Here is a 22,677-nt window from a genome sequence, read left to right as displayed (position 1 = left end):
GGAAGCTCATTTAAGCTTCCTCTTGTTTGATGGGGACTTTATCGGGTGAAAATAACGCTTTTAAGGTTTTTATTTCAAATAAATTCACTTGAATTATTCTGAGTAAGCGCTGAACTGTCCAGCCTTTTTTCCCTAAATGTTGAGCGAAACTTACCAGTAAATAGGCGATCATCGCAATCCAGATTTGCGTCTGAATGGCGTTCTTGCTTCGGCCTAAAAAGGCTTTTAATTTCAGGTTCTGTTTAATCGCTTTAAAGAACAATTCAACTTTCCAGCGGTCTTTGTAAATCGCTGCAATGGTAGAGGCAGCTAGATGAAAGTTATTGCTGAGAAAGCTAAAGTGCTTGCCAATTTGCTGATCTCTATATTCAATTCTTCTTAATACGGGGGCTTTTCTTTTTAGGGCATGTGCGCTATTTAGCTGAATGGTTTCATCTTTTAGAATGCCTTTGGATTCAAGCACGGGATGTTGCTGGATCACCTGATACACCGATTTAGGTCTAAAACGTGTCACAAAGCTAACGTTTTGAGCGCTTAGATTCGCATACCATTGATAATCGACATAGCCTTTATCAAAGACCACAATGCTGCCAGCGGGAAACTGGAATTTTCGGCCTTGTAACATGTCATTTTCTTTACCATTTTCAACTGCAATAAACTCAGGAATATCATTGCTGTGATTCAATCCTATGCTGAGTTTCATGCTGGCTTTTGAGTCGTGAACTTTGGCCCATTCACATAAGGAAAGCGACAGGTCAATATGACTGGCATCCAGGGAATATAATGGATTCTTAAAGCGAAATTTATGGGCTACTTTTGAGTGTTCATAGTATTTAAGCAACTTGTAAAAGAGCTGTTGATACAAGGCAGCAGGCTGCTGCTCATTGATTCGTGCCAGTGTACTTCGGGGAATAGACTTTGCTCCGAAATGACTCAGTTTGTCCTGTTGGCACTCCAGATTGGATTGAATATCTCTCAGACTTTGCCTGCAGGAAAGTTGAGACATCAAGATGGCAATAAACTGATCCCATCTTGAAGCCGCTCTAAATTTCTGTCCAACATGGTGTACTTTAGCAAGTTGCTCAAAATCCTGTCGCACGACGGGTTTAATAAGCTGATGAAATACGGTATTCTGATGTGACAAAACCTGAATCCTGGTCGTTAAAGTGTTTGTTTGCACTCATATTTTAACGATTTGGACTCAGGTTTTTTATTTAAATCAAACTATGGGACAGCAGTGGCTTCGGCTTCCCTTTTTTATTGACTGTGAAGTTAGTAAAAAGATGAATGCCGGCACATGACAGGGAGCATGAAAGTCGATAGTCTGTGAAAAGGAAACTAAAATGATAAACAACAAGGACAATAGAATGCTTGCCTACGATGCCGATCTAGAATTATTCCGCGATAATTTTAAACGCTTTATGAACGAACATGTCGCGCCGTACTATGACCAGTGGGAACGTGAAGGTCTGATGCCGCGTTCAGTCTGGAATGCCCTCGGTGAAAATGGCTTCTTGTGTGTGGATGTTCCGGAGGAATATGGCGGCTATGGGGTGCCAACCGATTATTCATTGATGCTGATTGAAGAGTCTGCACGTGCCGGATACAGTGCCATTTCTACAGGATTGTCCTGTCATTCGGATATTGCTGCGCCCTATATCTTGCACATTGGAACTGAAGAGCAGAAGAAACACTGGTTGCCGAAAATGGTGAGCGGTGAAGTGGTCGGTGCGATTGGTATGACCGAGCCAGGTGCCGGCTCAGACTTGCAAGCCATGCGTACCAGTGCCATCTTGCAGGATGATTACTATGTATTAAATGGCTCAAAAACCTTTATTTCCAATGGTCAGCATGCCGACCTGGTGGTACTGGCAGTCAAAACCGATCCGCAAGCGCGTGCCAAAGGCGTTTCTTTGTTACTGGCCGACACGCATCTGGAAGGCTTTAAAAAAGGCACCAATCTGGACAAGATTGGCCTGCATGCGCAAGATACTTCGGAACTGTTCTTTGACAATGTCAAGGTGCCGAAAGACCAGTTACTCGGTCAACCGGGGCAGGGTTTTACTTATTTGATGCAGGAATTACCGCGTGAGCGTACCGCCATCGCAGCAACAGCCTTGGGTGCAATTCGTGGTTCTATTGATGTGACCACGCAATATGTGAAAGAGCGTCAGGCTTTTGGTCAGGCCATCGGTCAATTCCAGAATACTCGTTTTGTTTTGGCACAAGCGAAAATTGATGAATTGGCGACCGCAGCTTTTTATAACCAGAATCTTGAGCTTTATATGCAAGGGAAACTGGATGTCGAAACTGCAGCGGCATTGAAAAGTTTTTCTACCGATATGCAGATGAAGATTGCTGACAATCTGCTTCAGCTCTTTGGTGGTTATGGCTACATGACTGAATATCCAATTTCACGCTTCTTTGTCGATGCCCGTATTCAACGGATTTATGGCGGTACAAATGAAATCATGAAAGAAATTGTAGCGCGTGGTCTGTTAGGACGTTAATTTATTAATGAAAAAAGAGTCCTGTTAAGGACTCTTTTTTTTACAGGCAAGCTATAGCAAAGAGCCGTGACTCTGTTTTAAATTTTATGATTTTAAGACATTCAAACATTCATGAATAAAAATAGGCAGATCGTTGGGCAGGCGCGATGAGATCAACTGGTTATTATCATTTACCAGTTCTACATCATAATAGGTTCCACCCGCATGCTGTACGCGACTCGCATGCGCCCGGATACTGGTAATAATCCGATTTTTCAGCACATCTGCTTCACACAGTAATAAGGATGCATCACATAAACTGAAAATAGCTTTTTTGGCCTGATTGAAGGCATGGATGAACTGTAGCACCCGAACATCGTTAGAGAGAGAAACCGCAGATTCGCCCCCTGGAATCAGCAAGGCATCAAAGTCATCAATACTGATTTGTTCGATGCCACGGTCGATGGTCACGGCAGAACAGCCATGCAGCCCATAGACCACTTTGCCGGCGTTAAGTTCGATATTGCAGACGCTATGATGGGCAGCCAGCAAGGCAGCCACTGGCTCCAGATATTCTTGGTCTTCAAAATTATTTGTTATAAGTACTGCTATTCTTTTTGGCATGATTGATCCCCCCAACTCATGATTTAAATTAGACTAGCTGTTAAAGGTTGAAAAAACGTCTCTGCTTTGTAACAGAGTAGTAATTTCATGTAAAAAATCTAGGAAAATCAATATTAAATAAGAGAAATGAGCTTGAGGAGCGTGCATTTTATTGTGAAATCTATCTTAGATATGAATGGTTTAAAAATGAGCATTGCAAAGCAATTATTTTAATTTTCTTATGCTTAAAACCGCTATATAGATTAAGAAATAGTGATATTTCATATTCATTAAAATCAGTTAAGATGGAGAGGCTAAGTTTACAATTTGATAATGTAAATCAAGCCAAAATGCTGAACTAAATGTTACCAGATATGACTAAAAGCGATGAGTGGTTAAAACCAACTGTCTGTTTTTAAGACTTAATCTAGCAATGTCATATTGCGTAACATTTTAAAGCTCACTATTGTTATACTGAACAGATAAGGTTTATGAAGGGCGACATAACAATGATCAACGACGATCAAAACACCACGACTTCTCTTGATTTGGCAAAAATTCGTGAGGATATCGATTCTGTTGATCAGCAAATCCAGCAATTGATTAACCGCCGGGCACGTTTGGCTGAAGCAGTTGCAAAAGCAAAGTTTGCTTCAGAAGAAAGTCCGCTGTTTTACCGCCCAGAACGTGAAGCACAGGTGTTGCGCAATGTCATGGAGCGTAATGAAGGGCCATTGTCGGATACCACCATGGCGCGTCTGTTCCGTGAAATTATGTCCGCTTGTCTTGCGCTTGAAGCTCCGCAAAGTATTGCGTTTCTAGGGCCAGTCGGAACCTATACCCATTCTGCGGTACTCAAGCACTTTGGTCATGATGCGGTGGTTCGACCTTTACCGACAATTGATGAAGTCTTCCGTGAAGTCGAGGCGGGCAGTGCCCATTATGGTTTGGTGCCGGTGGAAAATTCCTCTGAAGGTGTAGTCAATCATACCCTAGACTGTTTTAAAACTTCGAACCTGAATGTGATTGGCGAAGTTGAATTGCCGATTCATCATCAATTTCTGATTTCTGAAAATACCCGTAAAGACAGTATTAAACAGATTTATGCACATCAGCAGACTTTGGCGCAATGTCGTAAATGGCTAGACGCGCATTATCCGGGTGTAGAACGTGTGGCTTTAAGTTCTAATGCTGAGGCTGCGCGCCGTATTCAAAATGAATGGCATTCTGCTGCGATTGCTTCTGAAATTGCATCGAGTATTTATAATCTTGAAATTATGCATGGCAATATTGAGGACAATCCGGAAAATACCACACGTTTCTTGGTAATTGGCCGTGAAAAAGTGCCTCAAAGTGGCAATGATAAAACCTCATTACTGATTTCTGCACATGACCGTGCTGGTGCATTGCTGGAAATTCTGGCGCCATTTGCCAAGCACAATATCAGCTTGACCAGTATTGAAACGCGTCCAGCACTTCCGGAAAAATGGGCTTATGTGTTCTTCATTGATCTTGAAGGTCATATTGAGCAGGAACATGTCAAAGCTGCAATTGCAGAAATTCGTCCTTTAGTTAAAGAAGTTCGCGTGCTCGGTTCATATCCTGCAGCTGTACTTTAAGTCAGCTATCCGTGGTCAGGGCGAGGGTGCTGACCACTGTTTTATACCTAAAATTGGAAGTCTAAAATGTCGTTTGTTCCAGCCAATTCAGGCATCTCAAAATTAAAGCCATATCAGCCAGGTAAACCGATCAGTGAACTTGAGCGTGAGTTGGGTCTTACCGATATCGTCAAGCTGGCATCCAATGAAAATCCACTGGGTTGTTCAGATAAAGTCAAAGAAGCAGTCGCTGCGGAAATTGCTGAAATTGGCCGTTATCCAGATGGAGGTGGCTTTATCCTGAAAGATCAGATTAAAACTCAGTTTGGTTTTAATCATGATCAGATTACGCTGGGCAATGGTTCAAACGACTTGCTAGAAATGTTTGCCCGTGCCTTCGTTTCTTCAAGCGATTCTGTGGTATATAGCCAGCACGCATTTGCGGTTTATGCACTGGTCACTCAAGCCATTAATGCACAAGCGATTGAAGTACCTGCCAAAGGTTTTTCACATGACCTTGAAGCGATGGCAGCAGCAATTCAGGACAATACCAAACTCGTCTTCATTGCCAATCCGAACAATCCGACCGGAACCTGGTTCGAAGAAGCCGAATTTGAAGCTTTCATGCAAAAAGTCCCTGCAAATGTAATTGTGGTGCTAGACGAAGCGTATGTGGAATATTTCCCGGAAAATTTCAATAGCCTGAAATTCCTGCAACAATATCCAAATCTGATTGTCAGCCGTACTTTATCGAAGTGCTATGGTCTGGCTGCACTGCGTGTCGGTTTTGCCTTGGCATCGGTTGAAGTGACCGATTATTTAAACCGTATTCGTCAGCCATTTAACGTCAATCATTTGGCCATGGTCGCTGCGGTGGCTGCACTGAAAGATGAAGACTTTATCGCGCGTTCTCGCGAAGTAAATAAAGCCGGTATGGCGCAACTTGAAGCAGGTTTTAAGGCTTTGGGTCTGAACTATGTGCCTTCTCGTGCTAACTTTATTCTGGTTGATGTACAGGCAGACCCCGCAGCAACCTTTAACGGTTTGCTGAAACAAGGGGTCATTGTACGTCCGGTCGGTATTTCCAGCCACATTCGTGTATCGATTGGTACTGAAGCAGAAAACGCGAAATTCTTAAGCGCGCTTGCTACAGTATTGGGTTTAGAGGCAAAAGCTTAATTCATGTCGCAGCCATTGTTTGAAAAAGTTGCATTTATTGGGCTTGGACTGATTGGTTCAAGTCTGGCGCGTGTCATTCAAGCCGAGCACTTGGCCAATGACATTGTGGCATCGACACGTTCGTCCAAGACTTTGGAAGATGCCAAGGCACTTGGTCTGATTTCTGCAGGCTATGCCGATCCTGTAGATGCAGTCAAAGGTGCAGATCTGATTGTTCTGGCTTTGCCGGTACGTGCCACACAAAAAGTACTTGAGCTGATTCAGCCGTATTTGACGGAAAATATCATTATTACTGATGTGGGAAGTACCAAAGGTAATGTGGTCGATGCGGCTAAAGCGGTCTTTGGTGACCAGCTTCCAGCAGGTTTTGTGCCGGGTCATCCGATTGCAGGTGCAGAGCATACCGGTGTACATGCAGGAAAAGTCGATCTATTTGCCAATCACAAGGTAATTTTGACGCCACTGCCAAGCAGTAGCGATTGGGCCGTGGAGAAGCTGATTCAACTGTGGCAAGCGGCCAAAGCCGAAGTGATTTGCATGGATGTGGACAAGCACGATGAAGTGCTGGCACATACCAGTCATCTTCCGCATCTCATGGCATTCAACTTGGTTGAACAGCTGGCCAAACGTGAAGACAACTTAGACATATTTCGTTATGCTGCCGGTGGCTTCCGCGATTTCTCGCGGATTGCCGCCAGTGATCCACAAATGTGGCATGACATCTTTTTTGCCAACAAAAAAGCAGTTCTGAATGCCGTAGATGGCTTTGAACAGCAGCTCGCGATTATTCGCAAATTGATCGAAGATGAAGATTCCCAAGCATTGATGGGCTTATTGGGTCATGCGCAGGCAGCTCGCCAGCATTTCAACCATATGCTCGCCAAGAAACCTTTCATGGAGAAAAATAAAGTGACACAACAATTTACCATTCAGCCGGGTGCCAAGACATTTCAAGGTAAATTTACCGTGCCAGGTGACAAATCTGTGTCACATCGCTCGATCATGTTTGGTGCCATCGCTGAAGGTACAACACATGTGACTGGTTTCCTTGAAGGTGAAGATGCACTGGCAACTTTGCAGGCTTTTCGTGATATGGGCGTCAGCATCGAAGGCCCTAAAAATGGTGAAGTCACCATTCATGGCGTCGGTATGCATGGTCTTAAAGCGCCACAGTCTGCCATTTATATGGGCAACTCAGGTACTTCAATGCGTTTGCTGTCCGGTATGCTGGCAGCGCAGAAATTTGATTCAGTGATGACCGGTGATGCATCCCTATCTAAACGCCCAATGGAACGTATTGCCAAGCCTTTACGTGAAATGGGTGCACTGATTCAGACCACGGGTGAACGTGGAACTCCGCCTGTCTCGATTACAGGCAACCAGCAACTACAAGGCATTCAGTACGATTTGCCAATGGCATCAGCGCAGGTAAAATCAGGTATTTTGCTGGCGGGCCTATGGGCAAATGGCGAAACCGCAGTGACTGAACCTGAACCAACCCGTGACCATACTGAGCGTATGTTGCGTGCATTTGGTTATGAGGTGAAAACCGAAGGCAATCGTATTTCATTACAAGGTGGTGGAAAGCTGGTCGGAACCAATATCCAGGTGCCATCTGATATTTCTTCTGCGGCCTTCTTTATGGTCGGCGCTGCGATTACTGAAAATTCGGATGTGACCTTAGAGGCTGTTGGTATCAACCCGACCCGTACTGGCGTGATCGAAATCCTGAAACAGATGGGTGCGGACATTACCGTTGAAAATGAACGCATTGCTGGCGGTGAACCGATTGCAGATATCCGTATTCGTGGTACGCGTACGCTTAAAGGCATTCATATGCCTGAAGATCAGGTGCCATTGGCGATTGATGAATTCCCGGCGCTGTTTATTGCTGCTGCCTGTGCCGAAGGTCAGACGATTTTGACCGGTGCTGCCGAGCTTCGCGTAAAAGAATCGGACCGTATTCAGGTGATGGCAGATGGCCTGCAAACCATGGGCATTGACTGTACCCCAACTGAAGATGGCATTATTATCGAAGGGAAGGGCAAATCAGGTGACTGGTCGCCAATCTTTACCGGTGGTGAAATTGAATCGCATCATGATCATCGCATTGCAATGAGTTTTTCGATTGCCGGTTTACGTAATTCGGAGCAGATCAAGATTGTCGGTACGGAAACGGTAGCCACCAGTTTCCCGACCTTTACAGAACTGACCTCAATTGCAGGTTTGCCTATTCAAGTTTCAGAATAATTTTTAAAATTATGTGAAACAGCCAAGCTTTTGCTTGGCTGTTTTGTTTATATTGCTTATGCTAAACCCATACAAGAAAAAAGCCATTAGGATGTAGCGATGCGAAAATTAAAATTCATGGCCAATACACGAAGCCAGCAACCCCAGGATGGTCAGGAAACCCAGGAATATGTAGCGCATTTTCTTGCCGAAACATTAGGTAAACATGGCTTTCAGACCTTAAGTCAAAGTGGTGCTCAGGTTGCCGTGAGCGTGGATGAACATGCTTTGCCCTTATCAGTGAGTTGTGAAACCAGAGATGAGCAGGGGCATCTGGTCTGTGAAATTGCCTCATATCCTGAAGAAGAACAAGATTGGCTCGATCGTATTACCGAACGAAGTCTGCTCAATCAGCTAGCACAAGCAGTAGAAAGCTCGCTCAAAGAGCAGGAAAGCTTTAGCGAGTTTGAATGGAAGAACTAATTCATAACTCCACTATAATTTGATCTCAACGCCAAAGTGAGTGTCTGATACTCAGCTATTTTCGTGCATCAGATGCATGAGAAGCTTATGCCGCGATTATCCCAAGTCTGATGCCCTTTATGACATGGGGGCTGCTAGAATCTGAACAAGCATTTGCAACAATATGGCAAAAATGGCTAGAGAATATGGCAGCTCATGAAGAATATGTGTTTTTGACAGCCATGCGGAAAGTCTGGAATTTATGGGGCTTTGTGGTTTAGATCGTTTAATGGATGAAGTGCCACAGCTTGGAATTTGGATCAAGGAAAGCCCGCATGGTCATAAATATGGTTGTGAAACGGTTGATGCTCTGGTTGGTTATGCCCTTGATGACTTAAATCGTCAGCGATTGATTTATCCTGTAGCCGAAGAAAATTGAGCGAGCCGAAAAGTCATTAAACGTTTGGGTGGAAAGATTGTTGATGTTGATATAGTACAACAAGCTAAATGTCGGGCAATGATTTATCACTTAGCTGAAAAACTGCTGTGAGAAGCATAAAAAAACCCATCATCTGACGGGTTTTATTATTTAGCCAAGCGCTAAGTAGCGGGTCATTGCAATCCGCAATTGCTTTAAATAGCCAGTAAAGAAATGATTGGCACCAGGCAATACGGTCACTAAATGACGCTGTGGTTTTGCCCATTCAATCATATCCGACAGCAGGGTTACTTCATCACCCTCACCATGAATGAACAGAATATCACCTTTAATTGCTGGCGTAACATAATGGCGAATACCGGCAACTGTTGCAGTTGGCAGTCCACATAAAATAGTTTGTTTGGGTTGCAGTTCTACAGGTAAGGCTGCATAGCTCTTTGCCATGACATGCGCACCAAAACTAAAACCGCCCGCATAAAAAGACAGCCCAATATGCTGACTGCGAGCAAACCGAATGATTTCTAATACATCATCCGTCTCACCGAAGCCCTCGTCGTGTATACCTTCACTTTGACCAGAACCGCGAAAACTCGGACGATACACAACACAGCCACGTTCCATATACATTTGTGCCAATAGAACGGGAACCTTGTGCTGGGGCGTACCACCTTGCAAGGGATGGGGGTGACAAACTACCGCGAATCCTTTCACTTCACCCTGAGGATAATCCACAAAAACTTCAATCTGACCCGCAGGTCCTTGAAGGAAAATTTGCTCGGACATATAAATACCGATGATTAACAGGAGAATCGCGCATTTTAACGATTATGGTGAATAAAAACATGAATTGGAATTAAAATAAGCAGACTGATATAGTTTGATTAATCATTTTTTGACCAGGTTGCCATGCTCGCTTTAATTTCTCCAGCCAAAACGCTCGATTACGATACCCCATTACCCACTGACCAATTTACTCAAGCCAGATTATTAGAACATTCGCAGGATTTGATCAAAGCTTGTCGCACACTTTCTGCAACAGAAATTTCCAGTTTGATGAGTGTCAGTGAAAAAATTGCCAATTTAAATACAGCACGTTTCCAGGACTGGCAACCAGATTTTAATTTAGCCAATGCACGTCAGGCTATTTTTGCCTTTAAAGGAGATGTCTATACCGGTCTGGATGCTTATAGCTTAAAGCAGGAAGATCTGCACTTTGCACAACAGCATTTGCGTATGTTGTCTGGTTTATATGGGCTTTTGCGTCCCTTGGATCTGATGATGCCCTATCGTCTGGAAATGGGAACCAAATTGGCCAATTCTCGCGGGCATAACTTATACGACTTCTGGGCACATCACATCACTGATCTGATCAATCAAGATTTAGCAGCAGCCCAGTCTGAGATCTTGGTGAATATTGCTTCTGATGAATATTATAAATCGGTGAACGAGCGCAAAATTCAGGCAGAGATTATTAAGCCAGTATTTCTGGATCAGAAAAATGGCAAATATAAAGTGATTAGTTTCTATGCTAAAAAAGCACGTGGTTTGATGGCACGTTTTATTGTTGAAAATAGAATTGAACGTGCCGAAGAACTCAAAGCATTCAATACCGATGGCTATTATTTTGATGCCGATAGTTCACTTAAAGGTGAATTGGTATTTAAACGTGATGAACAAATCAGTGCATAAATAACGTTATTCCGCTACCGCATAGAATAATTGGTTTCTAGGCGGTATTGGGAGCTATGAGTATTGAAATTTTATTTATCCAGCTTTAATCGTTTTTTAAATATTGAGTGCCAGGGGAGTTGATTGGCTGCACTTCGGTACAAATATGGTTTTTAGCGCCTTTCGCAAATTTTAAGTTAGATAAAAAATTAGAATTATCGCTGAACTCATTGAAATAATGCGTAAAATCTCATCTATTGAATTGTTTTTTACAGAAAATTGAAACTGATATTTCTGGGAAAAGCTGAATAAAATAGCTCAAGTTAATATATTTTAAATCAGGGAATTTTCATTAATTTTTATATTTTTCTTTCCAATAGAAATTTTTATTTAAATAAATAAGTATTTAATATTCAAATATTTAATTTATTAACTTTGGGGAGTATTTAGCGCAAGAGATTTTTTGAGAAAGAATGAAAAATTAATTAAGTAATAATAAATAAAACGATAGAAAAATATCGCTAAACGGTTTAAGAAGTGCATTCTATCGGGTTAAATGTAAAGTAAGTCACAAGTTTATTAGGTTTTTTGTTAGCATAATTGCACAGTGTTACAAAGCAGAATAATAAAAATGAAAATACATGCTATTCCTGTTTTTGTGTTAATGGTCAGTGTATTAGGATTCTGCGTGCATAAACAGGCAGAAATCAGAAAATACGAAAAAATCCGTCATGTCTTGAATGAAGCGCGTGACTCCAGCAAATTGTTAGACTCTAATCGGCATCGACATTAACACATGCATCAATTTTCTTTTTTTTCAATTTAGCGTAATTAATAAAATTAACTCAATAATAAATATAATAAAATATTAAAAATATTCGAATTAAATAGATTGATTTTAAATAAAGTATAAAATCAAAGAAGCAATCAGAAATCAATGTGTTATAATTTGCCACCTATAAAGATGAAGCAAACTTCATCTTTCTAAGCATTTGATTTATATCATTAAATAGAGCTGCATAAAAGTTATGCAGCTTTTTTGTTTAGATTTTTTGGGGTTTTTATAGCATAGCCCTGGGGCTGTAAGCTGTTCAAACATTTGAACCCGTCAAATGGCTATACTGGCATATTCGTTGCTAACACATCCTCAAAATAAATGAATTTTTTGTGAAATTTCATTTATTTGACGGCGTGCTTGAAGCATAAAGTTTACTCAATAGGGGCTAGGTCATGACGACTCCTAATCCATCTTCAGAAAATATGCTTGAACGTCTGTTTAAACTGAGTGAAAACAAAACCAGTTTCCGTACAGAAGTTCTGGCTGGTGTAACTACATTCTTAACCATGTGTTACATCATTATTGTCAATCCAATGATCTTGTCCGAAACAGGGATGGATCATGGGGCTGTCTTTGTAGCAACCTGTCTTGCAGCTGCGATTGGCTGTTTAGTCATGGGCCTGATTGCGAATTATCCAATTGCGCTGGCACCAGGCATGGGCTTAAATGCCTTCTTTACCTATTCTGTATGTCTGGGAATGGGGGTGCCTTGGCAAACCGCCTTGGGTGCAGTTTTTGTTTCAGGTCTGGTCTTTATTGCCATTAGCCTGTTTAAAATACGTGAAGCCATTGTCAATGCAATTCCAATGTCGCTCAAGCTCGCGATTGGTGGTGGTATTGGCTTGTTCCTGGCATTGGTTGCACTGAAAAATGCCGGAATTATTGTGGATAATCCAGCCACACTGGTGGGCTTGGGTGATCTGAAACAACCTTCTGTATTATTAGCACTTTTTGGCTTTTTGTTGGTTGTGGTAATGCACCAGTTTAAAGTCCGTGGTGCGATTATCATCAGTATTCTGGTGGTGACTGCCATTGCAACGGCACTAGGTTATAACGAATTCCAGGGTGTAGTGGGTCATATTCCATCGCTGGCTCCAACATTCATGCAAATGGATTTTGAAGGCCTCTTTACTGCCAGTTTAATTGGAGTGATTTTTGTTTTCTTCCTGGTCGATCTGTTTGACTCTACCGGGACGTTGGTCGGTGTTTCGCATCGTGCAGGTCTGTTAAAAGACGGGAAATTACCACGTTTGAAGAAAGCCTTATTTGCTGACTCATCAGCGATTGTTGCTGGTGCGGCACTGGGTACTTCTTCAACTACGCCTTATATTGAATCTTCTGCGGGTGTGGCAGCAGGTGGTCGTACCGGTCTAACCGCCGTGGTGGTTGGATTACTATTTATTGCCTGTTTATTCCTGGCACCGCTTGCACAATCAGTTCCGAGTTTTGCCACTGCGCCAGCATTGTTATTTGTTGGTGTGTTGATGATTCAGGGTATCGTCCATATTGACTGGGAAGATATTACTGAGGCAGTACCGGCATTTTTAACCATCGTATTTATGCCATTTACCTATTCGATTGCGGATGGTATTGCGATGGGCTTTATCAGCTATGCACTGATCAAGTTGTTGACTGGTAAGGCTGCGACTGTACCGTATATGGTCTGGATTATTGCTGTTCTATGGACGCTTAAATTCGCACTGTTTGGTGGCTAATTTTTCTACATTCAGAAAGGGTGTAAACTGAGTTTGCGCCCTTTTTTATTATTTAAAGGTTTCACGAGGAGAAGTGATGAACCGTCTTGAGTTGATTCGCGCTTTGCCAAAAGCCGAGCTTCATGTTCATATTGAAGGCACTTTTGAGCCTGAGCTAATGTTTGCAATCGCTCAGCGTAATCAGATTGCCATCCCGTATAAATCTGTCGAGGAAGTTAAGCAGGCTTATAATTTCCATAATCTTCAGTCCTTCCTGGATATTTATTATGCCGGGGCCAATGTACTGATCCATGAACAGGACTTTTATGACCTGGCTTGGGCCTATTTTGAAAAATGTGCCGAAGACAATGTGGTGCATACAGAAATGTTCTTCGATCCGCAAACGCATACCGACCGTGGAATTGCTTTTGCGACCGTCATCAATGGCCTGCAAAAAGCCTGCGATGATGCCAAGGCCAAGCTTGGAATCAGCTCACATTTGATCATGTGTTTCCTGCGTCATTTAAGTGAAGAGGCGGCCTTTGAAACGCTGGAGCAGGCATTGCCCTATAAAGACCAGATTATTGCGATTGGTCTGGATTCAAGTGAAGTCGGGCATCCACCTTCTAAATTTGAACGTGTCTTTGCCAAAGCGCGTGAAGTAGGGTTTTTGGTCGTAGCACATGCGGGCGAAGAAGGCCCGGCAGAATATGTCTGGGAAGCTCTGGATTTACTGAAAGTTAATCGTATTGATCATGGGGTGCGTTCAGAAGAAGATTCTGAGTTAATGCAACGGTTGATTCGCGAAAAAATGCCCTTAACGGTGTGCCCGCTGTCAAATCTGAAGCTTTGTGTGGTCGAGGATATGCAGCAGCATAATATCCGTCGTCTCTTGCAGCAGGGTGTCCATGTTACAGTCAACTCAGATGATCCATCCTATTTTGGTGGCTATATGAATGACAACTTTATTGCCATTGCTGAAGCGCTAGACTTGAGTAACGAGGAATTAAAGCAGTTGGCAACGCACTCCTTTGAAGCGTCGTTTATTCCAGAGGCTGAAAAAGAGAAATGGATCAACCAGATCCGTGCCTTGATTTAAGTTTTTACAAAAGGCAGAGTTCGCTCTGCCTTTATCATTTTTATAGGCCAATATGAAATTGAAAAGTTTAATTCTGCTCCTCAGCATATTGTTGATTTCTGCCTGTTCTAGTGCGGATATGACATTGACACAACGTACTTTAAAACCTTTGATTGAATATCAATGCAGTAAAGAGCTGCAAAATTCCAAAGTTTGGAAAGTTTCGACCTACTTAATGCAGGACACCAGTAAAGTTGAACTTGAGAAAAATGTGTGTTCATGTGTAGGTGAGCATGCGTTAAAAGATGTGCCTGCCAAAACTTTGTTAAAAGCCACAGTTGATGAAGCAGCCAAAAAAGAACTGACGCAAAAAGCGATTGCAAACAGTCTCAGAAGTTGTCTCAAGGAATTTATTTAATGAAACAGCCTGCAAGCACAGACTGGGAACATTATTTAGCCCATATTAATGGTCTAACTATTTATCCTGTTGGGTCATACTTTTTAATACATGATCTTTATCGATAAAATGATGTTTAAAGGCTGCGGCAATATGGCCAACCAGTAGAATGCCGACTGCCCAGGAAAGCCAGATATGCAAGGGCTTAACAATAGCGGTCACAGCCGAGTTTTCGGCAATGAGGGGTGGCAGGTTAAATAAATACAGCACCGGTGCTGGATAACCCAAACTCCAACTATACAAACAACCTGTAAGGGGTAGGGCAATCAGCATGAAATACAGCGCCAGATGACCAGCATGTGCCAACGTTTTCATCCGCGGTGACATACTCTCAGGCAGTGACGGCGCCGGATGGGTATAGCGCCAGAAAATTCGAACAACGAGCAGGAAAATAATGGTGGTTGCAATATTTTTATGCAGTGAAATCACATCACCCTTAAAGCTGCCATCAACCTCATAACTTAAAAAATTACCACTATAAAAACCGATGAGCCAGGCCGCAATAAAAATAACCGCCATGATCCAATGCAGCCATTGCGCTGTTCGTGTGTAATACAGTGATTTATTCATCTAGATATTCCGTTGCTCTTCAATAAGGCCGAACCTTAGCAAAGGGTGAATCAATTCAGCAATTCCAAATCTGCAACGCTATGGTGGCTTTCATGCAACATCTATTAAATTGGTTGGCTGTAGATTAAACATGCTTAGTGATTTTTAGATTTCTTATTCAGGTGAATTTCGGCACAATAGCGACAGTCTTCATCTATGAATGAATAAGGAATATATCTGTGAAAAAATTATTGGCTGTACTTGCACCACTGACTCTGGTTTTATCAGCGTGTACAGCGACAGGCACTTCTGAGGCGCCAAGTACCACTCAACAACTGGGCGGCACTGCGCTTAAAATCGCGATCAATGCAAAATGCACCACTGAACTGAATAATATTCTAGCGTGGCAAACGGCAACACGTTTAATGACCACAACACAAAAGCAAAATATCCAGTCTGAAATTTGTGGCTGTGTCAGCGAAAAAGCACCGCAAAATGTGACAGCGGTTGATTTGGCGACTGCTGCGATTGATCCGGTGGCACGTACCACAATCGTGGGCAATGTGGTTGCAAAAACCATTAACGCTTGTGTGGCTGAAGCTGTAAACTAAGCCAGGATTAAATTGAAATAGGCTGACAGGTTCAGCCTATTTTTTATGGGAAATGACATGAAAATTGCTGGTGTAGATGAAGCAGGGCGTGGACCGCTGGTCGGTTCAGTGGTGGCGGCCGCGGTAATTTTAGATCCAAATAACCCGATTGAAGGTTTAAATGACTCTAAAAAACTGACTGAAAAGAAACGTGAAAAACTTTTTATCGAAATTCAGGAAAAAGCGCTGGCTTGGGCAATTGCTGAGGCGTCAGCAGCAGAAATTGATGAGCATAATATTCTGCAGGCATCCTTACTGGCAATGCGCCGTGCTGTAGAAGCTTTAGCGATTCAACCTGAGCATGTGCTGGTCGATGGCAATAAAGTCCCTCAGGGGCTAACGATGAGCTGTGACGCGATCATTGGTGGCGATGCTTTGCATGCAGAAATTTCTGCTGCCAGTATTCTGGCCAAAGTTACCCGTGATCATCAAATGATTGAGATGGATCTAAAGCATCCACAATTTGGTTTTGCCAAGCACAAGGGCTATCCAACCAAAGCACATTTTGAAGCGATTGCCTTGCATGGGGTGATTGATGAGCACCGTCGTAGTTTTGGGCCGGTAAAAAAGGTAGTTGCAGCATTGCTGGAACAGCAGGGCGCAGAACTTTAATTCTTATTTAATTTAAAGGTTCTGAATATTGAAATGTGTATTCATTAAAGTATAGATCAATTAAAAGCGGCTTCAAAGCCGCTTTATGATTTACACAAAAATTAACGGTTAAAGTTATTTTGTGTTTGGTTTTCATCTTCATACGAAGGTTGGAAATCCTGATCGATATGCTGAAGATGTTCATGCATTGCACGTTCATGCTGGATACGCTGGTAAATCTCTTCACGGTGCACAGAGACTTCTTTCGGAGCATTGACCCCAATACGAACCTGATTACCTTTTACACCAAGCACAGTCACGCTGACTTGGTCTCCAATCATTAAAGTTTCCCCGACACGTCGAGTCAAAATCAGCATGTTTCTCTCCTTGCAAAATGCAAAACCTGCAATCTATTGAATATAAAACAAAAACACAACCAAAAATTAAAAAATAAAATCTGGATAGAAATTCTGTCATCTGGGTGAAAGATTTTAATCTATCTCAGTTTTTTAAAAATCCTCAGGCTTAATATAACAGAGCCACTATAAAAAAAACTATAGTGGCTCTGAATTTTTGTAGAGATTTATAGAATACTGTCAAACAATGACAATATTTTGTCATTCCTCTTAAGCGCGTACGCTTGATTCACCTTGTTCGCGGTCTAGACCGAAGGCGGTATGCAGTGAACGAACTGCAAGTTCCAGATAGTTTTCTTCAATAATCACTGAAATTTTGATTTCAGAAGTAGAGATCATCAGGATGTTAATACCTTCAGCTGCCAGTGCGGTAAACATTTTGCTTGCAACACCTGCATGTGAACGCATGCCTACACCGACGATAGAAACTTTGACGATATCTGAACGGGTAGCGACTTCACGTGCACCAATTTCCTGAGCGGTTGCTTCGAGAATGGCTTTGGCCTTGTTCAATTCGCTGCGGTTGACTGTAAAAGTAAAATCAGTCGTACCATCTTCTTCAACGTTCTGGATAATCATATCCACTTCAACATTGGCATCACCAATCGGGCACAAAATTTTAGAGGCGATGCCCGGTTCATCAGGTACACCTAAAATCGTTAATTTTGCTTCGTCACGGTTAAATGCGATACCGGAGATAATTGGCTGTTCCATATTGTCTTCCAATTCAGTCGTAATAAGTGTACCCACGTTTTGCTTAAATTCTTCGTCGAATGCGCCATCATTGTCATTGTCGAAGCTGGATAATACGCGTAAAGGTACTTGATATTTACCGGCAAATTCAACTGCACGAATTTGCAGGACTTTTGAACCCAGTGACGCCATTTCAAGCATTTCTTCAAAGGAAATACGGTCAACTTTCTTGGCTTTGGGTGCAACACGTGGATCAGTGGTATATACGCCATCAACGTCTGTATAAATCTGGCATTCATCGGCTTTTAGTGCAGCAGCAATCGCGACACCTGAAGTATCAGAACCGCCGCGGCCTAAAGTGGTGGTATTGCCATGCTCGTCAAAACCCTGGAAACCTGCAACTACAAGTACACGGCCAGCATCCAGATTCGAGTTCAGGACTTCAGTATCAATTGATTCGATACGTGCCTTATTGAATGAGCTGTCGGTTTTCATGCCAACCTGGCGACCTGTCAGTGATTTTGCTTCAACGCCAATAGAGTTGAGCGCCATCGCTAACATAGAAATCGTAACCTGCTCACCCGTAGAGACCATCTGGTCTAGTTCACGTGGGTCAGGGGTTTCGGTAATGGCTTTCGCGAGAGCAAGCAGACGATTGGTTTCGCCACTCATCGCTGATACAACCACAACCACCTTGTGGCCATGGTCATGCCAGCGTTTCACACGACGAGCAACATTTAAAATGCGCTCGGGAGTACCCATAGAGGTACCGCCATATTTTTGAACGATTAGTGCCATAGTTGTTCCATATAAGCCATGACCCTGATAGTCCTATCAGGGTCAGTTACACAAAATTGAAGTTTTATTTTGCTGCCAGCCAGGCAGTTAAATCTGCCATCACCGGAGCAAACTTCTCGTTAAGTGGCGCGCCACCTTGTGCCAAGTCAGGTTTACCACCACCTTTACCACCCAGCTCGGTTGCCAGATGTTTGATGATGTCACCCGCTTTTATAGATGCAGTAAAGTCTTTTGCTACAGATGCGATCAAGCTCACCTTGTCACCCTCTACACCTGCAAGCACAATGACTGCATTTTCTAATTTTGATTTCACACCGTCATGCAGGTTGCGTAGTGCTTTCGCATCCATATTTTCAACGGTTGTAATCAAGGTTGCACGACCTGCAATGGTTTGAACTTGGCTTAGAAGTTCACCGGCTTGCAGGCTAGCAAGTTTCTGATTCAGTTGTTCGATCTGTTTTTGCAAGCTCGATGCAGTATCAACTAACGCTTCAACTTTTTCTAAAGTCTGATCTTTTTGCGCTTTGAGCAAACCGTTAATCGTATTGATGTCACGATCGGCTTTTTGTGCAACTTCAACTGCTTTCGTGCCTGTCACTGCTTCAATACGACGTATACCTGCTGCAACACCACCTTCAGAAGTGATCTTGAACAGACCGATGTCACCGGTACGTTTTACGTGAATACCACCGCAAAGCTCGATGGAGAAATTTTTCTCTTCAATCACTGAACCCATCGACAATACACGGACTTCGTCACCGTATTTTTCGCCGAACAGCATCATCGCGCCTTTGGCTTTGGCAGATTCAATATCCAGCAGTTCAGTAGACACCGCAGTATTGGCAATTACTTCAGCATTGACCAGACGTTCAATTTCTTGTAGCTGTTCAAAGCTAACCGGTTGATCATTGGCAAAGTCAAAACGTAACACATCAGATGCGACCAATGAACCCTTTTGTTGCACATGTGAGCCCAGAATTTGACGCAGCGCAGCATGTAACAAGTGAGTCGCAGAGTGGTTGCGCGCAGTTGCTGCACGGATGTCTGCTTTCACAGTCGCTTCAACAGATTGGGTTGCTTTTAAGCTACCCATGGTCACGATGCCTTGGTGTACAAATGCACCACCAGATTTTTTCGTGTCCTGAACTTCGAAAATCCCGGTATCGTTTTTGAAAATCCCTGTATCACCGATTTGACCACCGCTTTCTGCATAGAAAGGAGTCTGGTTGAGTACGATTAAAGCTTCGTCGCCTTCAACGACTTCATCTACTTGCTCGCCATCTTTATAGATTGCGATGATTTGGCCTTCGCCTGCAGTTGCATCATAACCATCAAATTGAGTTTCGCCTTCAACTTTGACAACACTGTTGTAGTCGATTGCGAATTTGCCTGCATCACGCGCACGTTGACGCTGTGCTGCCATTTCAACTTCAAAGCCAGCTTCATCAATCGTTAATTCACGTTCACGTGCGATATCCGCAGTTAAGTCCGTCGGGAAACCGTAAGTATCGTAAAGTTTGAAAACCACTTCACCCGGAATCACAGAACCTTTTAACTGTGCCAATTCGCCTTCAAGCAATTTCAAACCTTGCTCAAGTGTTTTGGCAAATTGTTCTTCTTCTTTGAGCAGTTGAGCTTCGATACGTGCTTGTTGTGCTGCAAGTTCTGGATATGCTTCGCCCATCACTTCAATAAGCGGCTGCAACATTTTATGGAAGAATGAACCGGTCGCACCCAGTTTGTTACCGTGACGCACTGCACGGCGGATGATACGACGCAGTACATAACCACGACCTTCATTTGAAGGATTTACGCCATCAGCAATCAGGAATGAACATGAACGTGCATGGTCAGCAACCACTTTAAGTGAAGCAGGGTATTGTACAGGTGTGCCTTTTTCAGCCGCTTCAGCTTCAAGTGCAGTAGTATCCAGACCAATGATCTCAGCCGCAGCTTTAAGTAAATGCTGGAATAAATCAATTTCGTAGTTTGAGTTGACATGCTGTAAAACTGCAGAAATACGCTCAAGACCCATACCAGTATCTACAGAAGGCGCTGGAAGCGGATGAAGTACGCCATCACTCGTGCGGTTAAACTGCATGAAAACGTTGTTCCAGATTTCAATGAAACGGTCGCCATCTTCTTCAGGTGTGCCCGGCAGGCCACCCCAGATGTGATCGCCATGGTCAAAGAAAATTTCAGAACATGGACCGCAAGGACCGGTGTCGCCCATCGCCCAGAAGTTATCTGATGCGTATTGACCACCTTTGTTGTCACCAATACGGATAATGCGAGATGCATCTAGGCCGATTTCTTTGTTCCAGATGTCGAATGCTTCGTCATCGGTATGATAAACAGTGGCATAAAGCTTATCTTTAGGTAGCGCTAACCAGTCATCGCCCGTCAAAAAATCCCAGGCAAATTTGATCGCATCACGTTTGAAGTAATCACCAAATGAAAAGTTACCTAACATTTCAAAGAAGGTATGGTGACGCGCGGTATAACCGACATTATCCAAGTCGTTGTGTTTACCACCTGCACGTACGCATTTTTGTGATGATACGGCACGGACATAATCGCGTTTTTCTAGACCTAAGAAGCAATCTTTAAACTGGTTCATACCCGCATTGGTGAACAGTAAAGTTGGATCATTGGCGGGTACTAGTGAACTCGACGCGACACGTGTATGCCCTTGCGATTCAAAGTAACGCAAAAATGCTTCACGAATTTCAGCTGATGTCATAAAACGAGTACTCACAACCAAGTCACTCCATAATTTCCGATTTGGCTAAAACACCACAGTCTGACAAGCACATGAGAGCTCTGCTGCAATGCGGGGCTTAAAAATTTAAAACGCCAAATTATAACGGAAAAAGCGGTATGCACCAATCATTTTAAAACCAATTGCCAAGGAATTATTGACTCGGGTTTAGTGCTGAATTCATAAAATGAATTTTCTATTCAGAACAATTCGGTTATATCCATCTATTTACACAGCATCAGAATTTTAAAAGATCTGAATACTGGGCGATGTATCAGAAATAAAATAATCGAAAATCAATATTTTCACTGAAGTTTTTCATGTACTGCGCAAGAAATCCTTTAACATAGAGGAGTTTTAAAATAGGCATATAAAAGGTTGAGTCATGCAACGAGTGGCAATCAATGGATTTGGGCGTATTGGACGTAATGTATTGCGTGCCTGGTTTGAAAATCCGAAAGATTTTAAATTTGAAATCGTTGCCATTAACGATATTGCTGATGTTGAAACCTTAATTCATCTGTTTAAATATGACTCAACCCATGGCCGTTTTCCGGGACAGGTAGACGTCAGCTATGATGCCGAACATATTTATCTGCATCTCAGCTATCAGGATGCCAGCTTAAAAGTTCAGGTTTTGTGTGAAGCCAACCCGGCGCAGCTTCCCTGGCAAAAACTTGAAATAGATGTGGTGCTGGAATGTACCGGGCTGTTCCGTTCCCGTGCAGCTGCGACCCAGCATATTGAGGCAGGGGCGAAACGGGTGATTATTGGCGCAGCACCCTTTGATACTGTCGATGCTGCGATTGTCTATGGTGTCAATCATCACGAAGTTAAAGCCACCGACCAGATCATTTCCAGTGTGTCCTGTACCACTCAGGCCCTAGTACCGCTGGTCAAAATCCTCGATGATGCTTTTGGCATCAGCAGTGCGTTAATGACCGAAATCCATGCGGTGACCGCAGATCAATCTGTGCTGGATCAGGCGCATCGCGATCTGCGTCGTGCACGGGCAGCAGGACACAATATTATTCCCACCACATCCAGTGCGCTGGGTGCATTAAAGCGGGTTATGCCAAAAATGGAAGATCGGATTGACGGTTATTCAATTCGGGTGCCGACCATTAATGTCGCAGCAATTGACCTGACCTTTGTTTCCCAGTCACCGATTACCGATCATAAACTGAATGAAGTGTTAATTAAGGCGGCGCGACAGGATTTTGCCGAAATCATGTCAGTGACGGATGAACCTTTGGTGTCGAGTGATTTTAATCATTCCCCTTATTCCTTGATCGTTGACCTGACCCAAACCCTAGTGGTGGGACAACAGGCCAAGGTCTTTGCCTGGTATGACAATGAATGGGGTTATGCCAACCGCTTGCTGGATTTATGTGAATCTTTTCATTAAGTTTGACTTTGCTAAGCCTGAAAAGTGCCGATATACGGTGCTTTTTTTGCTTTAAACATTCTTGATATGCGTTGTTT

The 22,677-nt window shown here is 43.0% G+C and carries 20 protein-coding genes; 13 read left to right on the top strand and 7 right to left on the bottom strand.

What is annotated here, in order from left to right; translation table 11 throughout:
• Positions 1–10 precede the first annotated feature (10 nt).
• Positions 11–1,144 carry an IS4 family transposase gene (locus tag FTU45_RS09530; RefSeq protein ID WP_180076319.1) on the bottom strand — a complete coding sequence of 378 codons (1,134 nt, stop codon included), beginning with the start codon at positions 1,142–1,144 and terminating at the stop codon, positions 11–13.
• Positions 1,145–1,367: 223 nt separating this feature from the next.
• On the opposite strand from FTU45_RS09530, the gene FTU45_RS09525 reads away from it, so the two are divergent.
• On the top strand, positions 1,368–2,510 hold the full coding sequence (locus FTU45_RS09525; RefSeq protein WP_180076318.1) for an acyl-CoA dehydrogenase family protein: 1,143 nt from the start codon (positions 1,368–1,370) through the stop codon (positions 2,508–2,510).
• Positions 2,511–2,594: 84 nt separating this feature from the next.
• Here FTU45_RS09525 and FTU45_RS09520 read toward each other — a convergent pair whose 3' ends face one another.
• Positions 2,595–3,113: a DJ-1/PfpI family protein gene (locus FTU45_RS09520; RefSeq protein ID WP_100355680.1), complete on the bottom strand. Its 519-nt coding sequence runs from the start codon at positions 3,111–3,113 to the stop codon at positions 2,595–2,597.
• 488 nt (positions 3,114–3,601) lie between these two features.
• Between FTU45_RS09520 and pheA the strand changes: the two genes are divergently transcribed.
• The 5 genes from pheA to FTU45_RS15475 all read left to right on the top strand — a co-directional run bounded on the left by pheA (position 3,602) and on the right by FTU45_RS15475 (position 8,999).
• Entirely contained in the window at positions 3,602–4,711 is a 1,110-nt protein-coding gene (gene pheA / locus FTU45_RS09515; protein WP_005097461.1) for a prephenate dehydratase, read from the top strand.
• Positions 4,712–4,777: 66 nt separating this feature from the next.
• Entirely contained in the window at positions 4,778–5,869 is a 1,092-nt protein-coding gene (gene hisC, locus FTU45_RS09510; RefSeq protein WP_005170231.1) for a histidinol-phosphate transaminase, read from the top strand.
• A 3-nt stretch (positions 5,870–5,872) separates the two neighbouring features.
• On the top strand, positions 5,873–8,119 hold the full coding sequence (locus FTU45_RS09505; protein ID WP_180076317.1) for a bifunctional prephenate dehydrogenase/3-phosphoshikimate 1-carboxyvinyltransferase: 2,247 nt from the start codon (positions 5,873–5,875) through the stop codon (positions 8,117–8,119).
• A 99-nt stretch (positions 8,120–8,218) separates the two neighbouring features.
• Positions 8,219–8,581, top strand: coding sequence for a hypothetical protein (locus tag FTU45_RS09500; protein WP_074383307.1), 363 nt, complete (start codon positions 8,219–8,221; stop codon positions 8,579–8,581).
• A gap of 241 nt (positions 8,582–8,822) precedes the next feature.
• Complete coding sequence (locus FTU45_RS15475) at positions 8,823–8,999, top strand: GNAT family N-acetyltransferase (protein ID WP_257224000.1); 177 nt, start codon at positions 8,823–8,825, stop codon at positions 8,997–8,999.
• A gap of 150 nt (positions 9,000–9,149) precedes the next feature.
• Here the strand turns inward: FTU45_RS15475 and FTU45_RS09490 are convergent, their stop codons facing one another.
• A complete protein-coding gene (locus tag FTU45_RS09490) occupies positions 9,150–9,782 on the bottom strand; it encodes an alpha/beta hydrolase (protein ID WP_005097454.1) in 633 nt (210 codons plus the stop codon).
• 123 nt (positions 9,783–9,905) lie between these two features.
• On the opposite strand from FTU45_RS09490, the gene yaaA reads away from it, so the two are divergent.
• From yaaA to FTU45_RS09470, 4 genes are all read left to right on the top strand, one after another.
• Entirely contained in the window at positions 9,906–10,688 is a 783-nt protein-coding gene (yaaA, locus tag FTU45_RS09485) for a peroxide stress protein YaaA (protein WP_005097452.1), read from the top strand.
• Positions 10,689–11,897: 1,209 nt separating this feature from the next.
• On the top strand, positions 11,898–13,220 hold the full coding sequence (locus tag FTU45_RS09480; protein ID WP_005097450.1) for an NCS2 family permease: 1,323 nt from the start codon (positions 11,898–11,900) through the stop codon (positions 13,218–13,220).
• A 76-nt stretch (positions 13,221–13,296) separates the two neighbouring features.
• Entirely contained in the window at positions 13,297–14,298 is a 1,002-nt protein-coding gene (locus FTU45_RS09475; protein ID WP_074383304.1) for an adenosine deaminase, read from the top strand.
• A 52-nt stretch (positions 14,299–14,350) separates the two neighbouring features.
• The gene (locus tag FTU45_RS09470) at positions 14,351–14,695 is read left to right on the top strand and encodes a hypothetical protein (protein WP_074383303.1); all 345 of its coding nucleotides are present in this window, start codon (positions 14,351–14,353) and stop codon (positions 14,693–14,695) included.
• A 57-nt stretch (positions 14,696–14,752) separates the two neighbouring features.
• Here the strand turns inward: FTU45_RS09470 and FTU45_RS09465 are convergent, their stop codons facing one another.
• Positions 14,753–15,304, bottom strand: a complete 552-nt coding sequence (locus tag FTU45_RS09465; protein ID WP_074383302.1) for a cytochrome b — start codon at positions 15,302–15,304, stop codon at positions 14,753–14,755.
• A gap of 218 nt (positions 15,305–15,522) precedes the next feature.
• On the opposite strand from FTU45_RS09465, the gene FTU45_RS09460 reads away from it, so the two are divergent.
• Positions 15,523–15,894, top strand: a complete 372-nt coding sequence (locus FTU45_RS09460; RefSeq protein ID WP_100329010.1) for a hypothetical protein — start codon at positions 15,523–15,525, stop codon at positions 15,892–15,894.
• 57 nt (positions 15,895–15,951) lie between these two features.
• Complete coding sequence (gene rnhB, locus FTU45_RS09455) at positions 15,952–16,545, top strand: ribonuclease HII (RefSeq protein ID WP_005170243.1); 594 nt, start codon at positions 15,952–15,954, stop codon at positions 16,543–16,545.
• Positions 16,546–16,646: 101 nt separating this feature from the next.
• Here the strand turns inward: rnhB and csrA are convergent, their stop codons facing one another.
• From csrA to alaS, 3 genes are all read right to left on the bottom strand, one after another.
• Positions 16,647–16,901 (bottom strand): carbon storage regulator CsrA, encoded by a 255-nt coding sequence (csrA, locus tag FTU45_RS09450; protein ID WP_005097444.1) that lies wholly within the window; start codon positions 16,899–16,901, stop codon positions 16,647–16,649.
• Between the two features lie 249 nt (positions 16,902–17,150).
• On the bottom strand, positions 17,151–18,431 hold the full coding sequence (locus FTU45_RS09445) for an aspartate kinase (RefSeq protein ID WP_005097443.1): 1,281 nt from the start codon (positions 18,429–18,431) through the stop codon (positions 17,151–17,153).
• A gap of 64 nt (positions 18,432–18,495) precedes the next feature.
• Complete coding sequence (gene alaS / locus FTU45_RS09440) at positions 18,496–21,189, bottom strand: alanine--tRNA ligase (protein WP_180076316.1); 2,694 nt, start codon at positions 21,187–21,189, stop codon at positions 18,496–18,498.
• Between the two features lie 388 nt (positions 21,190–21,577).
• Here alaS and gap point away from each other — a divergent pair, with 388 nt between their 5' ends.
• On the top strand, positions 21,578–22,600 hold the full coding sequence (gap, locus tag FTU45_RS09435) for a type I glyceraldehyde-3-phosphate dehydrogenase (RefSeq protein WP_180076315.1): 1,023 nt from the start codon (positions 21,578–21,580) through the stop codon (positions 22,598–22,600).
• The last annotated feature ends 77 nt before the right edge of the window (positions 22,601–22,677 follow it).

Origin of the sequence: Acinetobacter sp. YH12106 (assembly GCF_013418995.1) — a bacterium.
Classification (GTDB): Bacteria; Pseudomonadota; Gammaproteobacteria; order Pseudomonadales; family Moraxellaceae; genus Acinetobacter; species Acinetobacter pseudolwoffii.
The sequence above is the reverse complement of the archived record's forward strand: the minus strand, read 5'-3'. Positions and strand labels throughout refer to the sequence as shown.

Bases quoted from the DNA above. Each gene is read 5' to 3' on its own strand.
- FTU45_RS09490 (WP_005097454.1), bottom strand. From the start codon at position 9,782: ATGTCCGAGCAAATTTTCCTTCAAGGACCTGCGGGTCAGATTGAAGTT.
- FTU45_RS09505 (WP_180076317.1), top strand. From the start codon at position 5,873: ATGTCGCAGCCATTGTTTGAAAAAGTTGCATTTATTGGGCTTGGACTG.
- FTU45_RS15475 (WP_257224000.1), top strand. From the start codon at position 8,823: ATGGGGCTTTGTGGTTTAGATCGTTTAATGGATGAAGTGCCACAGCTT.
- FTU45_RS09525 (WP_180076318.1), top strand. From the start codon at position 1,368: ATGCTTGCCTACGATGCCGATCTAGAATTATTCCGCGATAATTTTAAA.
- FTU45_RS09475 (WP_074383304.1), top strand. From the start codon at position 13,297: ATGAACCGTCTTGAGTTGATTCGCGCTTTGCCAAAAGCCGAGCTTCAT.
- csrA (WP_005097444.1), bottom strand. From the start codon at position 16,901: ATGCTGATTTTGACTCGACGTGTCGGGGAAACTTTAATGATTGGAGAC.
- FTU45_RS09520 (WP_100355680.1), bottom strand. From the start codon at position 3,113: ATGCCAAAAAGAATAGCAGTACTTATAACAAATAATTTTGAAGACCAA.
- yaaA (WP_005097452.1), top strand. From the start codon at position 9,906: ATGCTCGCTTTAATTTCTCCAGCCAAAACGCTCGATTACGATACCCCA.
- FTU45_RS09465 (WP_074383302.1), bottom strand. From the start codon at position 15,304: ATGAATAAATCACTGTATTACACACGAACAGCGCAATGGCTGCATTGG.
- hisC (WP_005170231.1), top strand. From the start codon at position 4,778: ATGTCGTTTGTTCCAGCCAATTCAGGCATCTCAAAATTAAAGCCATAT.
- FTU45_RS09470 (WP_074383303.1), top strand. From the start codon at position 14,351: ATGAAATTGAAAAGTTTAATTCTGCTCCTCAGCATATTGTTGATTTCT.
- FTU45_RS09445 (WP_005097443.1), bottom strand. From the start codon at position 18,431: ATGGCACTAATCGTTCAAAAATATGGCGGTACCTCTATGGGTACTCCC.
- gap (WP_180076315.1), top strand. From the start codon at position 21,578: ATGCAACGAGTGGCAATCAATGGATTTGGGCGTATTGGACGTAATGTA.
- rnhB (WP_005170243.1), top strand. From the start codon at position 15,952: ATGAAAATTGCTGGTGTAGATGAAGCAGGGCGTGGACCGCTGGTCGGT.
- pheA (WP_005097461.1), top strand. From the start codon at position 3,602: ATGATCAACGACGATCAAAACACCACGACTTCTCTTGATTTGGCAAAA.
- FTU45_RS09480 (WP_005097450.1), top strand. From the start codon at position 11,898: ATGACGACTCCTAATCCATCTTCAGAAAATATGCTTGAACGTCTGTTT.
- FTU45_RS09500 (WP_074383307.1), top strand. From the start codon at position 8,219: ATGCGAAAATTAAAATTCATGGCCAATACACGAAGCCAGCAACCCCAG.